General features: G+C 41.4%; 13 protein-coding genes. 8 read left to right on the top strand and 5 right to left on the bottom strand.

Going from position 1 to position 15,292, the window contains the following annotated elements; all coding sequences use genetic code 11:
- Positions 1-8: 8 nt before the first annotated feature.
- Both astB and AN214_RS07995 read left to right on the top strand, forming a co-directional pair.
- The gene (gene astB / locus AN214_RS07990; RefSeq protein ID WP_054979244.1) at positions 9-1,346 is read left to right on the top strand and encodes an N-succinylarginine dihydrolase; all 1,338 of its coding nucleotides are present in this window, start codon (positions 9-11) and stop codon (positions 1,344-1,346) included.
- A gap of 86 nt (positions 1,347-1,432) precedes the next feature.
- Positions 1,433-4,114, top strand: coding sequence for a DEAD/DEAH box helicase family protein (locus AN214_RS07995; protein ID WP_054979245.1), 2,682 nt, complete (start codon positions 1,433-1,435; stop codon positions 4,112-4,114).
- A gap of 74 nt (positions 4,115-4,188) precedes the next feature.
- On the opposite strand, the gene ppc is transcribed toward AN214_RS07995, so the two are convergent.
- The gene (ppc, locus tag AN214_RS08000; protein WP_054979246.1) at positions 4,189-6,750 is read right to left on the bottom strand and encodes a phosphoenolpyruvate carboxylase; all 2,562 of its coding nucleotides are present in this window, start codon (positions 6,748-6,750) and stop codon (positions 4,189-4,191) included.
- A gap of 187 nt (positions 6,751-6,937) precedes the next feature.
- Between ppc and AN214_RS08005 the strand changes: the two genes are divergently transcribed.
- The 3 genes from AN214_RS08005 to rimJ all read left to right on the top strand — a co-directional run bounded on the left by AN214_RS08005 (position 6,938) and on the right by rimJ (position 9,384).
- The gene (locus AN214_RS08005; protein WP_054979247.1) at positions 6,938-7,849 is read left to right on the top strand and encodes a LysR family transcriptional regulator; all 912 of its coding nucleotides are present in this window, start codon (positions 6,938-6,940) and stop codon (positions 7,847-7,849) included.
- A gap of 72 nt (positions 7,850-7,921) precedes the next feature.
- Complete coding sequence (locus AN214_RS08010) at positions 7,922-8,836, top strand: hypothetical protein (protein ID WP_054979248.1); 915 nt, start codon at positions 7,922-7,924, stop codon at positions 8,834-8,836.
- Positions 8,833-9,384, top strand: a complete 552-nt coding sequence (gene rimJ / locus AN214_RS08015; RefSeq protein ID WP_054979249.1) for a ribosomal protein S5-alanine N-acetyltransferase — start codon at positions 8,833-8,835, stop codon at positions 9,382-9,384. The genes AN214_RS08010 and rimJ overlap by 4 nt, the downstream gene beginning before the upstream one ends.
- Before the next feature lie 3 nt (positions 9,385-9,387).
- Here rimJ and AN214_RS08020 read toward each other — a convergent pair whose 3' ends face one another.
- Positions 9,388-9,792, bottom strand: coding sequence for a hypothetical protein (locus AN214_RS08020; protein ID WP_054979250.1), 405 nt, complete (start codon positions 9,790-9,792; stop codon positions 9,388-9,390).
- A 262-nt stretch (positions 9,793-10,054) separates the two neighbouring features.
- Here AN214_RS08020 and AN214_RS08025 point away from each other — a divergent pair, with 262 nt between their 5' ends.
- Positions 10,055-10,603: a YbhB/YbcL family Raf kinase inhibitor-like protein gene (locus AN214_RS08025; RefSeq protein WP_054979251.1), complete on the top strand. Its 549-nt coding sequence runs from the start codon at positions 10,055-10,057 to the stop codon at positions 10,601-10,603.
- Between the two features lie 91 nt (positions 10,604-10,694).
- Here AN214_RS08025 and AN214_RS08030 read toward each other — a convergent pair whose 3' ends face one another.
- Positions 10,695-11,990, bottom strand: coding sequence for an MFS transporter (locus tag AN214_RS08030; protein WP_054979252.1), 1,296 nt, complete (start codon positions 11,988-11,990; stop codon positions 10,695-10,697).
- A gap of 464 nt (positions 11,991-12,454) precedes the next feature.
- On the opposite strand from AN214_RS08030, the gene AN214_RS22975 reads away from it, so the two are divergent.
- Positions 12,455-12,679 (top strand): hypothetical protein, encoded by a 225-nt coding sequence (locus AN214_RS22975; protein WP_054979253.1) that lies wholly within the window; start codon positions 12,455-12,457, stop codon positions 12,677-12,679.
- Positions 12,679-13,938, top strand: coding sequence for a sulfatase-like hydrolase/transferase (locus tag AN214_RS08040; RefSeq protein ID WP_054979254.1), 1,260 nt, complete (start codon positions 12,679-12,681; stop codon positions 13,936-13,938). The genes AN214_RS22975 and AN214_RS08040 overlap by 1 nt, the downstream gene beginning before the upstream one ends.
- Positions 13,939-14,046: 108 nt before the next feature.
- Here AN214_RS08040 and AN214_RS08045 read toward each other — a convergent pair whose 3' ends face one another.
- Positions 14,047-14,346 (bottom strand): DUF1330 domain-containing protein, encoded by a 300-nt coding sequence (locus AN214_RS08045; protein ID WP_054979255.1) that lies wholly within the window; start codon positions 14,344-14,346, stop codon positions 14,047-14,049.
- A gap of 44 nt (positions 14,347-14,390) precedes the next feature.
- Complete coding sequence (locus AN214_RS08050; protein ID WP_054979256.1) at positions 14,391-15,242, bottom strand: hypothetical protein; 852 nt, start codon at positions 15,240-15,242, stop codon at positions 14,391-14,393.
- Positions 15,243-15,292: the final 50 nt, after the last annotated feature.

Consider the following 15,292-nt stretch of genomic DNA (forward strand, 5'->3'; position numbering starts at 1 on the left):
ATGCAAAGATGACAGTGTACGAAGTGAATTTTGATGGGTTGGTTGGCCCAACCCATAACTACAGCGGCTTATCGTTTGGTAACGTCGCATCTAAAAATAACGCAAAGCAAATCGCCAATCCGAAAAAAGCTGCGCTACAAGGCCTTGAAAAAATGCTGGCGATGGCAAGGCTAGGCTTAAAGCAGGGTATTTTACCGCCTCAGGTTCGCCCAGATACTTACACATTACGAAAGTTGGGTTTTTCAGGTAGCGATAAAGACGTAATTACAAAAGCAGCCAAACACGCGCCGCAGTTTTTAAAAGCCTGTTATTCGGCATCTTCAATGTGGTCGGCAAATGCGGCAACGGTATCGAACAGTTTGGATTGTGACGATGGCAAAGTGCATTTTACGCCTGCTAATTTAAGTAACAAACTACACCGTGCCATTGAAGCTGAGCAAACAAGCCGTACGTTTAAAGCCATTTTTAATAATACACAGTATTTTATCCATCACGAGCCACTACCACATCATCCATTGTTAGGCGATGAGGGGGCGGCAAATCACACGCGTTTAGCAAACTCGCACAGCGAAAAAGGGTTATCGCTTTTTGTTTATGGTGAAGATGCGTTATCAGATATCAAACCAAAGATTTATCCTGCAAGGCAAACGTTAGCTGCCAGTGAAGCCGTTGCTCGCGCACATGGCTTATGTGAAAAGAATTGCTTATTTGTGCAGCAAAACCCAAATGTTATCGACCAAGGTGTATTTCATAATGATGTAATCGCAATTGGTAATGAAAATGTGCTGCTTTATCATGAAATGGCATTTTATCAATCCGCACGCGCGGTTGATGCTATTTATACAAAATACCAAGGTGAAAAACCACTCCACTTAATTGAAGTCAGCAGCGATTATGTGAGTGTTGAAGATGCAGTTTCAAGCTACATTTTTAACAGCCAGTTAATTACATTACCAAACGGCACTATGGCCATTGTAGCGCCCACCGAATGCCAAAATAACGATAAAGTTGCGACCTATCTTGCGACGCTTTGTGATGAAAATAATCCCATTTCTCAAGTGATTTATTTTGACTTGCAACAAAGTATGAAAAACGGTGGAGGGCCAGCGTGTTTGCGCCTTCGCGTGCCATTAAATGTGTCAGAATTAAGCGCCGTTGCTCCTGAATGTTTAATGGATGAAGCGAAATACCACACTTTAACAGCCTGGGTTGAAAAGCATTATCGAGATGCGATTGCAGAAGATGATTTAGCCGACCCAAGTTTACTGATAGAAAGTCAAACAGCCCTTGACGAACTAAGCCAAATTTTAAAACTGGGTTCAATTTACCCATTTCAAATGGACTGAGAATAATGAGCTAAGAAGAGCGCTGTTGGCTTGAAGCAGATTTATGATTACTATACGGCTCTGTAATCATTAAAGTTATATAACGAATGGATTTCTCGCAGTTAAACTTTAAATATTTTTGGCGTCCGTATCAATCCAGAGTGCTTAACGCTGTTGATGAACATCTTGAAGATGATAAACTTCATATTGTTGCAGCGCCAGGGGCTGGAAAAACCACACTAGGTATTGAAGTATTTAAGCGATTGGCACAAAACGCACTAATTTTGTCTCCGACTCGTGTCATTCGCGATCAATGGATTGAACGTTTAGCTGATTTTGTGGACTGTGATAACCCATTTGAATTGGCTTGGGTCAGTAATGACTTGCATACTCCTAAAAGCTTTACATCAATTACCTACCAAGCATTACACGCTAAAATCTCTCAAAATGAAGACGCACAATATGAGCGTGATGAGCAGGAGAATGAGCCAACAACACTCGATTCTTGTGAAATAAATGCGTTTATTTCAAGTTTGAAAAATGCAGAAATAAGCGTACTTATTTTAGATGAGGCACACCATTTACGACAGGAGTGGTGGAAAGTACTAACTGCAGTATGTGACGCACTGCCACAAATCACACTGGTCTCTTTAACTGCTACCCCACCTTATGATTCTGATGGTCATGAATGGGGAAAGTACGAGCAGTTGTGCGGTACTATCGACGAAGAAATATCAGTACCAGAGCTGGTTAAAGCAAATACCTTGTGCCCACATCAAGATTACGTTTGGGCCGTTGATGCGTCCGCTAATGAGCGGTCAAAATTGCGTGAGTTTGATGCGCGCGTAAAACAGTTGTTTAAGTATTTATTGGCGAATGAGACATTTTTAGACATGTGTAAGCATCATACTTGGCTTACACAACCACAAGTCAGTACCGCTGATATTATTAAGTCTCCGCATGTGTTAATTGCAATTTTAGTGCTGCTTAAACACACCAAACAAGCACTACCACAAAACGCGTTAGCGCTGCTTGATTTAACGTGTGAAGATGTTCCTAAGTTAACTCGGTCATGGTGGCAAAAGTTAATAGAAGCAATGCTTTTTTCAAAAACCTTTGCACAGAATGATGAACAAGAGCGTTTTATTACTGAGCTAAAAAAGCAGCTTAGAGCTTCCGAACTTCTGCACAAACGCGATTTAATGTTAGCGCACTCTAATCGACTCGAGCGGTCTCTATCGTTAAGCTCAGCAAAAATAAAAGGGTGTCTTGATATTCATCGCATTGAATATAAGAAAAGGCAGCAGCAGCTTAGACAAGTGATCCTGACAGATTTTATTCGAGATGAGTCACTGTGCAATAATACTCAAATTGGTGAAACAACACTCGGGAGTTGGCCGGTATTTGAGACGCTCGCAAAGCATTCAAAACTTAATGAAGATGTTGCGTTACTGACAGGACGTTTATCAATTGTTCATGAAAGTAAAGTAGCGTATTTCAAAAGTGATGATGCAAGTGAAAAGCTGGCATTTACACCTATCACTGAGCTTAATGGTTATGTAAAGGTAACCGGCTCTTTGAACGTACTTACTTCGTTATTTACCAAGTTACTGTGTGATGGTGATATTAAAACCTTGATTGGGACGCGGGCACTGCTTGGAGAAGGTTGGGATGCACCAGTAGTAAATTCTTTAGTGTTAGCAAGTTCGGTTGGTTCGTTTATGTTGACGAATCAAATGCGAGGAAGGGCTATTCGCCTCGATAAGTCATCACCTCAAAAAGCAAGTAGTATCTGGCATTTGGTTGCGGTTGATAAAGAAAGCTATTACGGATTAATTGACTTTAACAACTTACAAAGACGTTTTTTAACGTTCGTTGGGTTAGCTGAAAACAGTAACGCAATAGAAAGCGGATTTGAGCGGCTTGATTCAAAATTAGCGTTTTATTTTAACACAACAAGTTCAATGAAGTTTGCGGTATATGCCAACAACAAGCAGATGATCAAACGCTTTAAAAATATTGAGCAGCTACCAGCTAAATGGCAACGTGCATTAACTATTGATAAAACAGGCCGTACCTTGCCATCCGTAGAAACCCAAGCAGTTACGCGGTTTAAAACAGTCCATTTAAAAAATACGTTTAAGTACTTAACGCAAGAGCTCTTGTTGGGAATGATGAGCGCCCTTGCAATGAGTCTGTCATTTATGAAATACCCGCAGTCAGTGACAGTAATGTTATGGTTTTTAGCAGGCGGATTTACGTATGGATTTGTTAAAAACTTACCTAAAACACTCAAAGCGTTGCGCATAATGCTTTTGCATTTACCTGTCGATGGGTCATTGAAGCAAATTGGTAACGCGGTGCTCGAAACATTAGCGAAAACAAATAAGCTTACAACCCCGCTCAGAATGCTTGATGTAAAAACATCTCAAGGCTATGACGGAAGCTTAACAATTGCACTTACAGGCGGTACATTTTATGAATCGTCGTTATTTGCAGACTGTGTGGCTGAGGTACTCGCACCAATTGATAACCCACGTTATTTAGTTGTTAGAGAAGGTGAGTTCGCGGGGCTTGCACGAAAAGACTATCATGCGGTCCCAACGTGTATTGGGGTAAAAAAGCAATTTGCAGAGCGCTATGTGGTTGCATGGAATAAATACGTAGGATCAGCTGATTTGATTTATACTCGCAACTTTGAGGGAAGAAAATCGTTACTTAAAGCGAAAATGCATGCGTTTTCGTCGGTGTTTGCCAACGATATGAGGCGTGTTGATAAATGGCATTAAGCAATACCTTATTAAAATTGTGATTAGTGCTTGATACAACACTAATCACATAGTCTCATGCTAATTTCACGTGGTTACCCAGTATTTCGCATACCAGTAGCAATACCTGCCATGGTAACCATTAGCACTTGCTCACTTTCAGGGTGCTCAGGTTTATTGCGTAAACGTTTTAAAGCCTCAATTTGCAACAAATGCAGTGGCAATAAATAAGGCTGGCGTAATCTAAACGAGCTTAAGTTCCAAGGATCGCTTTCGAGCGTATGAGCTTGGTTAAGCAATGTCAGTACTGCTTGTTCATCTTGCTGTAATTGGCTGCGCAGTTGCTCACCTAAACCTTGTAGCTCAGGTTCTACAAGCGCTGCGTCATACAGTGCTGATAACTGCGGATCGGACTTTAAGTACACCATTTCAGTTAATGAAATACGGGCTTTAAAGTACGGCCAGTTTTCCAACATTTCGTTCATCAGCGCACTGTTTTCTTGATAAAACGCTTTAATTGCTTGACCAAGTCCTAACCAACTTGGCAATACTAAACGGTTTTGGCTCCACGCAAATATCCACGGAATAGCGCGCAGTGATTCAATACCGCCATCTGAGCGGCGCTTGCTTGGACGCGAGCCTAGTGGCAACGATGATAACTCTAGCTCAGGTGTTGCTTGACGGAAATAGCGTACAAAATTTGGTTCTTCGCGAATATAACCGCGGTAAATTTCACAACTGAGCGATGCCATGTTGTTCATAAGCGCTCGCCATGATGCTGGCGGCACAGGTTGAGGGTGAATTAGGCTTTCTAAAATCGCACTGGCATACAAGTGCAAACTGCGCACAGCAAGGTTTGGCAAACCAAACTTATAGCGAATAGTTTCACCTTGCTCGGTGACACGTAAGCCACCATCAAGTGTTCCTGGCGGTTGCGATGCAATTGCATCGTGTGCAGGACCGCCCCCGCGACCAATGGTACCACCACGGCCGTGGAATAATTTAAGTTCCACCTCAAACTGTTTAAAAACCTGTACTAGCGCTTCTTGCGCTTGGTATTGCGCCCATGTGGCCGCTAATACGCCCGCATCTTTTGCCGAATCACTGTAGCCAATCATCACATATTGCTGCTTTTTACAGCGTGTTAAATATTGCTCTATGTTTAGCAAGTCGCCCATGACTTTTGGCGCGTTGTTTAAATCATCCAATGTTTCAAACAACGGTGCAATTGGCATATCCCAACTAAACTCAGTGGCTTTCATTAAAAGATTAACAGCAAGCACATCGCTTACTTTACTCGCCATTGAAATGATATAAATACCCAGCACTTCGCGCGGTTGCTTAGCCACCATAGCAAAGGTATCGAGCACTTCTTGGGTATTTTCACTCCAAGTGACATTGGGTAATAATGGGCGCGGATTATTTATTTCGCTTAGTAGAAACTCAACACGGCGTGTTTCATCCCAAGTGGCGTAATCGCCTAAATCGAGCGCGCTTACAATCTCGCCAATGGCTTCATCGTGGCGTTCACTGTGTTGACGAATGTCCAGTTTTACCAGAGAAATACCGAAACATTGCACCTTGCGAATTAGGTCGAGCACTTGTGAATTGGCAACGCGAGTAAGGCCGACTGCTAATAAGCTATTACGGCATGCTTTTAATGGCGTAAGTAAATCTTCAGAAGATGAAATTGCACCTTTTGTTTTGCCATCACGTAACAGTGTGATTGACTCTTTGAGTTCGCTAATTAACTTGGTGATCACCGCGCGATACGGGCCAATATTATTAATATCCGCTTCAATTAAATCATCGGTTGCCTTATGCATCGATAATTCTAAATAAAGTGATTCAAAGTCAGTTAAGTAGAGTTCTGCGGCAATTAATCGCGCTTGTAAAATGGCTTGTTTACTGAGTTTGGCGGTAACAAACGGGTTGCCGTCTCTATCGCCTGCCATCCAGCTGGCCATAGTTATTGGCACAATATCTTCGGCTAACGGTTCGCCAATCAAGTTTTGTGAAAGCTCATCTAATTCGCGTACAAATTGTGGTACCGCATGCCATAAACTGTCGGTAATGGCATGTAAGCCCCAACGCGATTCATCAAGCGGTGTGGGGCGCTGCTGCCTAATTTCATTGGTATGCCATGCTTGTTCAATGATTTCTTGCACGCGTTCGCTCAGTGGCGCTTCTCCTTTACTGAGTTCATCAGCCACTTCGTTGTATTTATGAATAAAGGTGCGACGGTTAACTTCGGTTGGGTGCGCAGTTAACACAAGTTCAATATGCAGCTTTTTAAGCGCTTGTTTAAACGCGTTTGCATCAATACCGGTTAATTTTTCTGATAGAGAATCAAGCGGGTGGGGCAAATCAAGCTCTGCTAAGCCTTGCTCACTGGTGGTGTGTTGTTGCTCTGCCACATTAGCGAGGTTTAAAAACTGGCTAAATGCACGAGCATGAATTAATAAATCTTGTTCAGTACTATTTGCAAAGATTGTTTTTAGGTCTTCAACTGCATGGTTTTCACCTGCCACAATGCGCTTACCTAGTAGGCGTACTTCTTCAATTTTATCAACCCAACCATCGCCTTTGTCTTCGGCAATTGTTTGGCCAAGTACTTCACCTAACGCACGCACATTATTTGATATGGTTTCTAACATAACTTCCTCATTCCCCAATACAAAGCATCACCACCTGCGTTGTTGTTCTGAGATGCAGGTTGTATTTTATGCATTTATAAGACAAAAATTAGTCTATGCGCGCAATTAAATAAACGCTAATATATATTTATGTGAATTTGTATAAATAAAAATCTATATTTCTATGCGGTTACCTACAGTAAGACAGTTGCAGCTCTTAAAAGCGCTCGACCAATACAAAAGTATTTCCTTGGTAGCGCAGCAGTTACATGTGTCGCAACCCTCGGTGTCGATTCAGTTAAAGCAATTAAGCGAAACGGTGGATATGCCGGTGTATCGCCAGCATGGCAAAACCATTGTGCTTACCGATGCGGGAAAAGCGCTACTAACATGCGCCAATGAGGTATTTACTAGCTTTCATAATTTGTCGGTATCGATTGATGAGCTTAAAAGCGTGACATCGGGCTCGCTTAATTTATGTGTAGTTTCAACTGCTAAGTATTTCTTGCCGCTAATTTTAGGGGCGTTTTGTAAAAAACACCCAAAAGTCGATATCAATTTAAAAATAGGTAACCGCCAAGAAGTAAAAGAGCGCATAGAAGCCAACGAAGATGATTTTTACTTTTTTAGTCAGTGCCCTGAGCGCCCCGAAATTATTAAAACACCGTTACTCGATAACGAACTGGTGGTAATTGCTCCGGCAAGGCATGAATTGCATTTACAACAAGAAGTCAGCCTAAACCGTTTATCGCATTACCCATTTATAATGCGTGAAAAAGGTTCGGGTACGCGTAATTTAATTGAGCAATTTTGCAAAGAGCAACAATTAACCTTGAATGAAAAAATGACCATCGAAAGTAACGAAGCGATAAAATACGCTGTTGCATCGGGTCTCGGGCTCTCCATTTTAAGCCGTCACGCTCTTGATTATGGTGAAGTACCGGGTTTGGTAAAATTAGATGTAAAAGGGTTTCCAATTCGTAGCACGTGGTTTTTAGCTAAACGCCAAGATAGAAAACAAAGCTTACTTGCCAGCGCGTTTGAAACCTTTATGAAAGAGCAAGGTGTGGCCATTTTAGAGCGCTCGCAAGTGAGTGCTAAAAGTGCATTATCAAGCTAGAGTTTTAGTGGTTTTTTCTGTTACTATCCGGCTCAGAATAAATAATTAGAATTAATGGATTTGAGGCAGTAGGTGTCTGAATTTGATAAGGAAAGTAGTAATCCTTTTAATGGGTTAAGCACAGCGCAAAGTAAGCAGTTACATACTTGGTATTTAAATGAGATAAATAGTCAATTAACTGCGCTACTAAAAGGCAGCCAGTCCGGCCAAATTTTAGAAAAAAAATTAAACCAAGCGCTTACCAAAGCAGCCAGACCCTTAGTAACTCAAACCACTCAGCACAATACGCACAATTTTAATTTCAAGATTAAAAATGGCAGTGTGCTACAAGAGCTAAAAGACACCCGCGATGTATTACAAAGCGCCCAATTGCGTATTGCACAATTGCAAAAGCAGCAGCTTGAAAAAGGCGAAAACGAACTTGCGTTAGAAGCCGAAGTAAGCCGTTTAAAAGCCGAGAACCGCAGCTATCGTAAGCGTTTAAGTAATTTGCTACAAAGTGCAGATAGCCAAGGTGGTAGCTATTTAAAAGTACATTTTGTTGGGCGTATTTTTGTCCATGCGCTTAAATCAAGCTTTGCCGATTGGCAGCAAACCGAAAAAGGCAAGGCATTCCAAAATAAAGATTTTTACAGCTTATTTCCGCGCGTATTGTACCGCGGCTTATTGAAAGAATTAGAGCTGCTTATCGGTCAAAGTGATTACTCTCGGATCAACCAAACCCTTTCTAATTATGTGTATCAAACCAAAGGTGTGCCCGTTGAAAATTGGCCTGATGAAGACCCAATTTATAACACGCGACTAATAAACCAAAAGCAAAATGAACTGCTGTTTACGCTTCGCACCCATCACGATAAGCGTAAGAACTTTGCTAATTACCTTGAGAAAAAACTCGAGAAAACCGGTTTTACCCCAATGCATGGTCGATTATTGGTTAATTTAATTCAGCATGCCACCGACAAACAGGCGCTTGACCAAAGGCAATGATACTCAAAACCAAACGTACATTTATTGATGTGCCAAACAGTAACGATATACAAGCCCTGTTGTCGTTTATTAACGAGAACAAAGCACATTTAGCACCGTGGGAGCCAACGCGCGATAAGCACTATTACACTAATGTGAATGTGCAGAATCTAATTAATGGTTATCAAACGCACCTTAATAATCAAAGCGCATATCATTTTGCCGCCTTTGATTTTGAACGCCGCGAAATAATGGCAATGTGTAACTTTACTAATGTGGTACGAGGGCCTTTTCAAGCGTGCTATCTAGGTTATTGTGTTGCCGAAAAATACCAAGGGCAAGGCATAATGTTTGAGGTAGTAGAGGCAGGGCTCGATTATGTTTTTAATGAGCTAAACTTGCACCGCGTGATGGCAAACTATATGCCACATAATACAAAAAGTGCCCAGTTATTAACGCGTTTAGGTTTTGAAAAAGAAGGGCTGGCTAAACGTTATTTAAAAATAAAAGGCACATGGCAAGATCACGTTCTGACCGCCAAAATTAATCCTCACTTTATTGATGACTAGAGTTTACTTCCATTGTGTTGCAGGGGCTTTTAGGTAATGGTTTATTAAATAACCCCATGGCAGTACGAGTGGTGTAAGAATCACTCCCATCGCACACGCAAAAACTAACTCTTGAGCGTATTCATCAAGACTATTATTTAAATACATAGGTAGGGCATAAACTAAAAGCCAAAACACTTTCCAAATGAACTCAAGCAGCAGTACGGGTAACATTTTAAGTGGGTACTTTATGCCTAGCAGCGAGAGAAGACAAAAGCCCATTAAGATGGCATTGATAATGGTGTCTGAATCAGCAAATTGACCTGAGCCAGAAACTACATCGGGCAAAGTGGTTACACCTAAACCAAATGCAATAAATGCATACATTGCTCTTAACAGGTAAATTCTAACTGTGCTGACTTCATCCATAACTTTAGTTCCCTAGTTTTTTATGCTGAATTTAGGTTACTTAATATCTTTATCACAGGTTTTATTTGTAACAGATATTTTAAAATAGAACCATTACAGTTCTTGTCTAAGTGATCTAGTGATAACAGCAACGCACATAGTTACATTAAAGCCTCGTTTTTTAACCTTACAAATCAGGAAAAACTTCCACACACTTTAAAACACTATGATTCTAAACGTGTTTATGATTAAGATGGGGTAATAATTTAAAAAGGGACATACCATGTTAAAACAGATTATAGGCGGTACGTTATTGTTATCAGCCGCGCAGCTTTGGGCGAACACCTTTACACTTACAAGTAATGATATTGCAAACGGTGAAATGCTTTCAAATAAGCACGTTTTTAATGGCTTTGGTTGTGAAGGAGAAAATATATCGCCGCATTTAGCATGGAGCGGTGCACCCAAAAACACCAAAGCGTTTGCTGTTTTTGCCTATGACCCAGATGCGCCAACTGGCAGCGGCTGGTGGCATTGGCAGGTTACAGATTTACCCGCGAGCACTTCTGAACTAGCCGCTGGTGCGGGCAGTAGTTCAAATCCACAACTCCCCGAGGGTGCGGTACAAATTAATAACGACTTTGGAGTAAATGGCTTTGGTGGCGCGTGCCCACCAAAAGGAGATGGCATTCATCGTTATCAGTTCACAGTGTTCGCCTTAGCAAAGCCACTTGGTTTAAAAAGAAATAGCAAAAGTGCGGTGGCAGGGTATATGGTGAATGCCAATACACTGGCAAAAGCAACGATTGAGGCGGTGTATAAACGCGATTAACGTATTTAAGTTGTTGAGTAAAAAGCCAGCATGTAAGTGCTGGCTTTTTTGTTTTTCTTGCAATAACTAACACAAATTTAAAACAAAGAACTTAAGCTGTTTTAGCCGTTTGTTCAGTTGCCAGCTGCTCTGTAATAAATGCTGGGCGTTCTAATTTATCCATAATGAGGTAAAGTAAAAATACCGCCACAGCAATGCCACTGCAAACTAAAAACAGGGTTCGACCGTCAAACATATCAAGCAGTAAACCACCACCAATGGGCGCAAAGGCATAGCCTAAATCGTAAAATGCGGTTGCGCCAAAATATGCACCGCGAAGGTTAGTTGGCGCAATGCGGTCAACATGTACGCTCATGGTAGGAAATAAAATGGCCTCAGCAAGGCTCATAATTACCACCGCGCCTAACCAACCAGCAAAAAAAGTAAGTGGATTAAAAGCAAACCAGATTTGCGAGATGATAAGTAACACCAAGCCAAAACGAATACGCACTAAAATTGGTCGCGATGCTAGTAGTTTAAGCAGTAAAAACTGACAGGTAATAATCACTAACGCGTTAGTAAAGATCATTGATGAAATAAGTTCGAGCAAGTTATTTGCACCCTCACGAGTAAGGTATTGCACCAGTGAACTATCCATTTGACCATAAATAAAAAAGCACAAAATGTTTGCCAAAATAAGGCACTGTAACAGCTTATCTTGTACTAACACGCTAAAGGTTTGTTTAAAGCCCGTTTGTGTTTTTGGTGTTTGGTTTTTTGGCGCACTTTGTGCGTTATCTATATCCACTTTTGATTGGGTTTTATCTTGATGTTTAAACCCCCAGGTTAACAACACAAGTAAAAACGCAAAGGCGTAAACGGTAATAAAAAAGCTCGATTGCTCGCCAGTTAATCCAAGCCAAACCCCCAGCATTGGGCCAACTGCACAGCCAACATTAACAGCAAAATAAAGTGATTGCATCGCAAGTTCGCGGGTCGCTTTTTCTGGAATAATATCGCCAATTAAAGCCGATGCAAGCGGCCGCCAAAGTGATGTGGCAATAGAGCAGAGCGTAATTACAATGGTAAACATTAAGATTGTGTCGGCGATGGCAAGCAAACTAAACGAAACAATATAAAGCACGCCTGTGGCGTACATCATAGGCTTGCGGCCAAATTTATCTGACAGGGTGCTGCCAACAAAGCTGACAAACACCGAAATAACCGCAGCGAGCGACAATACCGAGCCCACTTCGGTTGCAGAAAGGGCAAACTTTTTATACAGAATCACGGCCAAAAATGGCCACACCATATAAAAGCTACCGCGCGTTATAAATGAGCCAAATAGCATAATCCACATTAAAGGTGGAAACTGCTTTATACGAGAAATTGAAATATCACTGTTCATTATTTTGTTCTTATTGCTGTGAAAAATGGCATGCTAAAACCTCGAGTTTGGTTTAGGTCAAGCCGGTTTTTTAGTAAACCTTGCACTATTGCGCTGCTTATATTTAATGCGCAGGTCTATTGTTTCGCGTGAGCTCAGTGGATAACTTAAATTTACATGGGCAATTAGCTGCACGTAATACTACGTGTTTAGCGCTTATATCGCATTGTTTTTGAGTAAATAAACGTTAGTAAATTTTCGTAATATGTATCGTTTTTCACTGTGTTTGTCTCAAATTTTCTTGTAAGGTAGAAATTGAAAATGCTCGTAAAATGAGCATTTAATCTTGGTTAACAACAAAAGTGATGTTTATTTTTAGGATGTTAAACATCTGGCTGATGATGGCTATATGTAATCAAGGTTTGCTGTGTGAGTGCTTTTAAGAAACAAATTCAACTTATACTTCAATAATACAAGGAGAAGTAATGAAATTACCATTAGTCAGTGTGTTAGCTGGGCTACTTTCGTTGTCAGCCCACGCGAAAGACCCGAACGTTCTCGCCATTATGGTGGATGATGTGGCACAGGTTTCTTTAAGTGCCTATTCGCATGGCATGACCTACAACACCCCCAACATCGATCGAATTGCCAATGAAGGCGCGACCATTATGCCCAGCCAAGTTGTACCGCAGGGCGTGCAGCGTTTTTAATGGGGCAATTACCGGTGCGCACAGGACTGACAACGGTTGGTCAGCCCGGCAATCCTTTGGGCATTAAAGAAGCCGATCCAACCATTGCTGAGTTTTTAAAAGATAAAGGCTACATGACGGGGCAATTTGGTAAAAACCACTTGGGTGACCTTGACGAGCACTTGCCAACGCGCCATGGTTTTGATGAATTTTATGGCAATTTGTATCATCTGAATGTGTCAGAAGAACCTGAGCAGGAAGATTACCCAAAAACAAAAGAATTTAAGAAGAAGTTTGGCCCGCGCGGTGTGATTGAAGCGTATGCCGACGGCCGTATCATTGATACAGGTCCGCTAACGCGTAAACGCATGGAAACATTTGATGAAGAAGTGTTAGCGCGAAGCCTAGATTTTATGGAGCGCGCGGTTAAAGCAGATAAACCCTTCTTTATTTGGCATGCGCCAAGTCGTATGCATGTTTACACGCGCTTGAAACCAGAGAGCCGTCATCTTGCGACTCATATTAGCTCTGAAGAAGATGTTTTTGTTAGCGGTTTATTAGAGCACGATGGTCATGTAGGGAAGCTTCTCGATAAACTCGATGAGCTAAAAATTGCCGATAACACCATTGTAATCTACACCACAGATAATGGCCCTGAGCAAAGTTCGTGGCCTGATGCGGGTACAACCAAATTCCGCGGTGAAAAAATGACGACATGGGAAGGCGGTGTGCGTGTGCCGTCTATGGTGCGTTGGCCGAAAAAAATTCCAGCAGGGTTAAAGCTTAACGGTATTTCCTCGCATGAAGATGTATTTCCAACCATTGCTGCAGCAGTGGGTGAGAAAAACTTGCGAAAAGCAATGGAGAAAAAGTTTAAAGTATATATCGATGGTGAAAACAACCTTGATTATTGGCGTGGCAAAAGCAAAAAATCTGCGCGTAATCACTTCTTTTATTATTACGAATCGCAGTTAACCGCAATTCGTGTTGGCCCTTGGAAAATGCACTTTGCATCAAAACCTGGTGGTCGTTACTACGAAGATTTGGTTACCCATACCATGCCCAAACTGTTTAACTTACGTAAAGATTCAATGGAACATTACGATGGCGTAACAGGCTTTCATCAAATCATGAGAAAAAGCTGGGTATTTCAACCTGCAATCGCGATGCTAACGGAGCATATTAAAACATTTGAAAAGTTCCCACCGCGCCAAGAAGCAGCGTCGCTAAATATTAATGAAGCGATTAAAAAAGCGAAATCAGTCTCTACAACACGATAATCAAATAAACCCACTTAGCGTTTGCTAAGTGGGTTTACCTTTTCGATATAATCGTGAGCTGAATGCGCAAGTCTAGCGTGCCGTATAAGTGACGATTCGCGGTTATTCTTACGCCTTTTCATAACCGGCAATAATCGTGGTATTCGCAACAGATAAATCAAAGTATTCGGCTTTCACCGCTAAGTACAAGTCGTACGAGAAGAACGTCTCAGCGCTTTGTTTTGTTGGAAACAAAATGGTAAACACGCGATTTATCGGTACATCAACTGCGGATTTTAATACCTCAGATACCACAAAGTCGTAACCAAACCCGCCACCATACTGCTCAAGTATGGGCGTCATCGCATTTCGATACTGCGTATACATTTGGTTGTTTGTTACTTCTAACCCAACTAAATATTCGAACATCTAATAACTCCTTTTGCTATGGGCTGATAAAATTTACGCGAATATCAAAGTTGATGTTGGAGCGTTACAATGCGTATGTGGACGGGTTCCATCGCGGGTACTGTGTATTTTTCACGTTTCATTAGGGTCAGTGCACTTTGCCAGTCTGCAATATTATTATTGTGAATACCGCTAATTAGCTTTGCTGTAATTTCTGTTGGTGTTGTGAACGGCGGGTTACTTTCAACTGTTGCAATAAAGCTATCGAGATCACTTTTTTCTTCGCTGTTCACCGTAATTTTAATGGCTTTCTCGTCGTTTGATTCGTAATACTCAAACCCTGATTTACTGCGAATAATCACTGCATTGCGATTTTTAATTTTTATCGCACCAATCACATCTTCTGGCATCATAAACGACTTAATTGTCAGTAATGTTGACCAGGCAACTTGTTCATTTAAGTTTTTACGTAGGTCCTTTGGAGAGCTAGTGTCGTAGTTGCATTTTATGCTTTCTGGTGACAAATCGAGCGATTCTTTTAGCACAGTCACTATATCTGGCTGTTTAGTAACGTCGGTATGTTGTTGGTAGGTTTTGTGAGCGTATAGGTCGATTTTTTGCCACTTGTTTGCTTTTTCTTCCTCAGCGTAGTTGAACACCAATAATGGATGTTGGCTCAATAGGTCAACGGTAACTTGTTTATCATTTTTAAGCACTACGGGCGCGCCAAAACCGTTTGCGTTTATTTGTTTAAAGGGGGTTGTTGCGCCAGCTGAGTAGTTTTGCCATGTTGTTGCAGTGTGAGGTTGCTTGTTGAAGATTTCTTTCACTTTTAAGCATTTGGCGGTTAAATCAAAGGCCAAGCTCGAGTGAGTAGTCGTCAATAGCGCAAGCGCTAAGATGTAATTTCGTTTCATAAGATCCCTCTTTTTTTTTAATCTAAGGTGATACAACACATTTATATGTG

This window comes from Pseudoalteromonas sp. P1-9, assembly GCF_001399975.1.
In the GTDB taxonomy this organism is placed as follows: Bacteria; Pseudomonadota; Gammaproteobacteria; order Enterobacterales; family Alteromonadaceae; genus Pseudoalteromonas.

Excerpts from the sequence above, each read along its gene's own strand:
- astB (WP_054979244.1), top strand. The coding sequence starts at position 9 with ATGACAGTGTACGAAGTGAATTTTGATGGGTTGGTTGGCCCAACCCAT.
- AN214_RS07995 (WP_054979245.1), top strand. The coding sequence starts at position 1,433 with ATGGATTTCTCGCAGTTAAACTTTAAATATTTTTGGCGTCCGTATCAA.
- ppc (WP_054979246.1), bottom strand. The coding sequence starts at position 6,750 with ATGTTAGAAACCATATCAAATAATGTGCGTGCGTTAGGTGAAGTACTT.
- rimJ (WP_054979249.1), top strand. The coding sequence starts at position 8,833 with ATGATACTCAAAACCAAACGTACATTTATTGATGTGCCAAACAGTAAC.
- AN214_RS08020 (WP_054979250.1), bottom strand. The coding sequence starts at position 9,792 with ATGGATGAAGTCAGCACAGTTAGAATTTACCTGTTAAGAGCAATGTAT.
- AN214_RS08025 (WP_054979251.1), top strand. The coding sequence starts at position 10,055 with ATGTTAAAACAGATTATAGGCGGTACGTTATTGTTATCAGCCGCGCAG.
- AN214_RS08030 (WP_054979252.1), bottom strand. The coding sequence starts at position 11,990 with ATGAACAGTGATATTTCAATTTCTCGTATAAAGCAGTTTCCACCTTTA.
- AN214_RS22975 (WP_054979253.1), top strand. The coding sequence starts at position 12,455 with ATGAAATTACCATTAGTCAGTGTGTTAGCTGGGCTACTTTCGTTGTCA.
- AN214_RS08040 (WP_054979254.1), top strand. The coding sequence starts at position 12,679 with ATGGGGCAATTACCGGTGCGCACAGGACTGACAACGGTTGGTCAGCCC.
- AN214_RS08045 (WP_054979255.1), bottom strand. The coding sequence starts at position 14,346 with ATGTTCGAATATTTAGTTGGGTTAGAAGTAACAAACAACCAAATGTAT.
- AN214_RS08050 (WP_054979256.1), bottom strand. The coding sequence starts at position 15,242 with ATGAAACGAAATTACATCTTAGCGCTTGCGCTATTGACGACTACTCAC.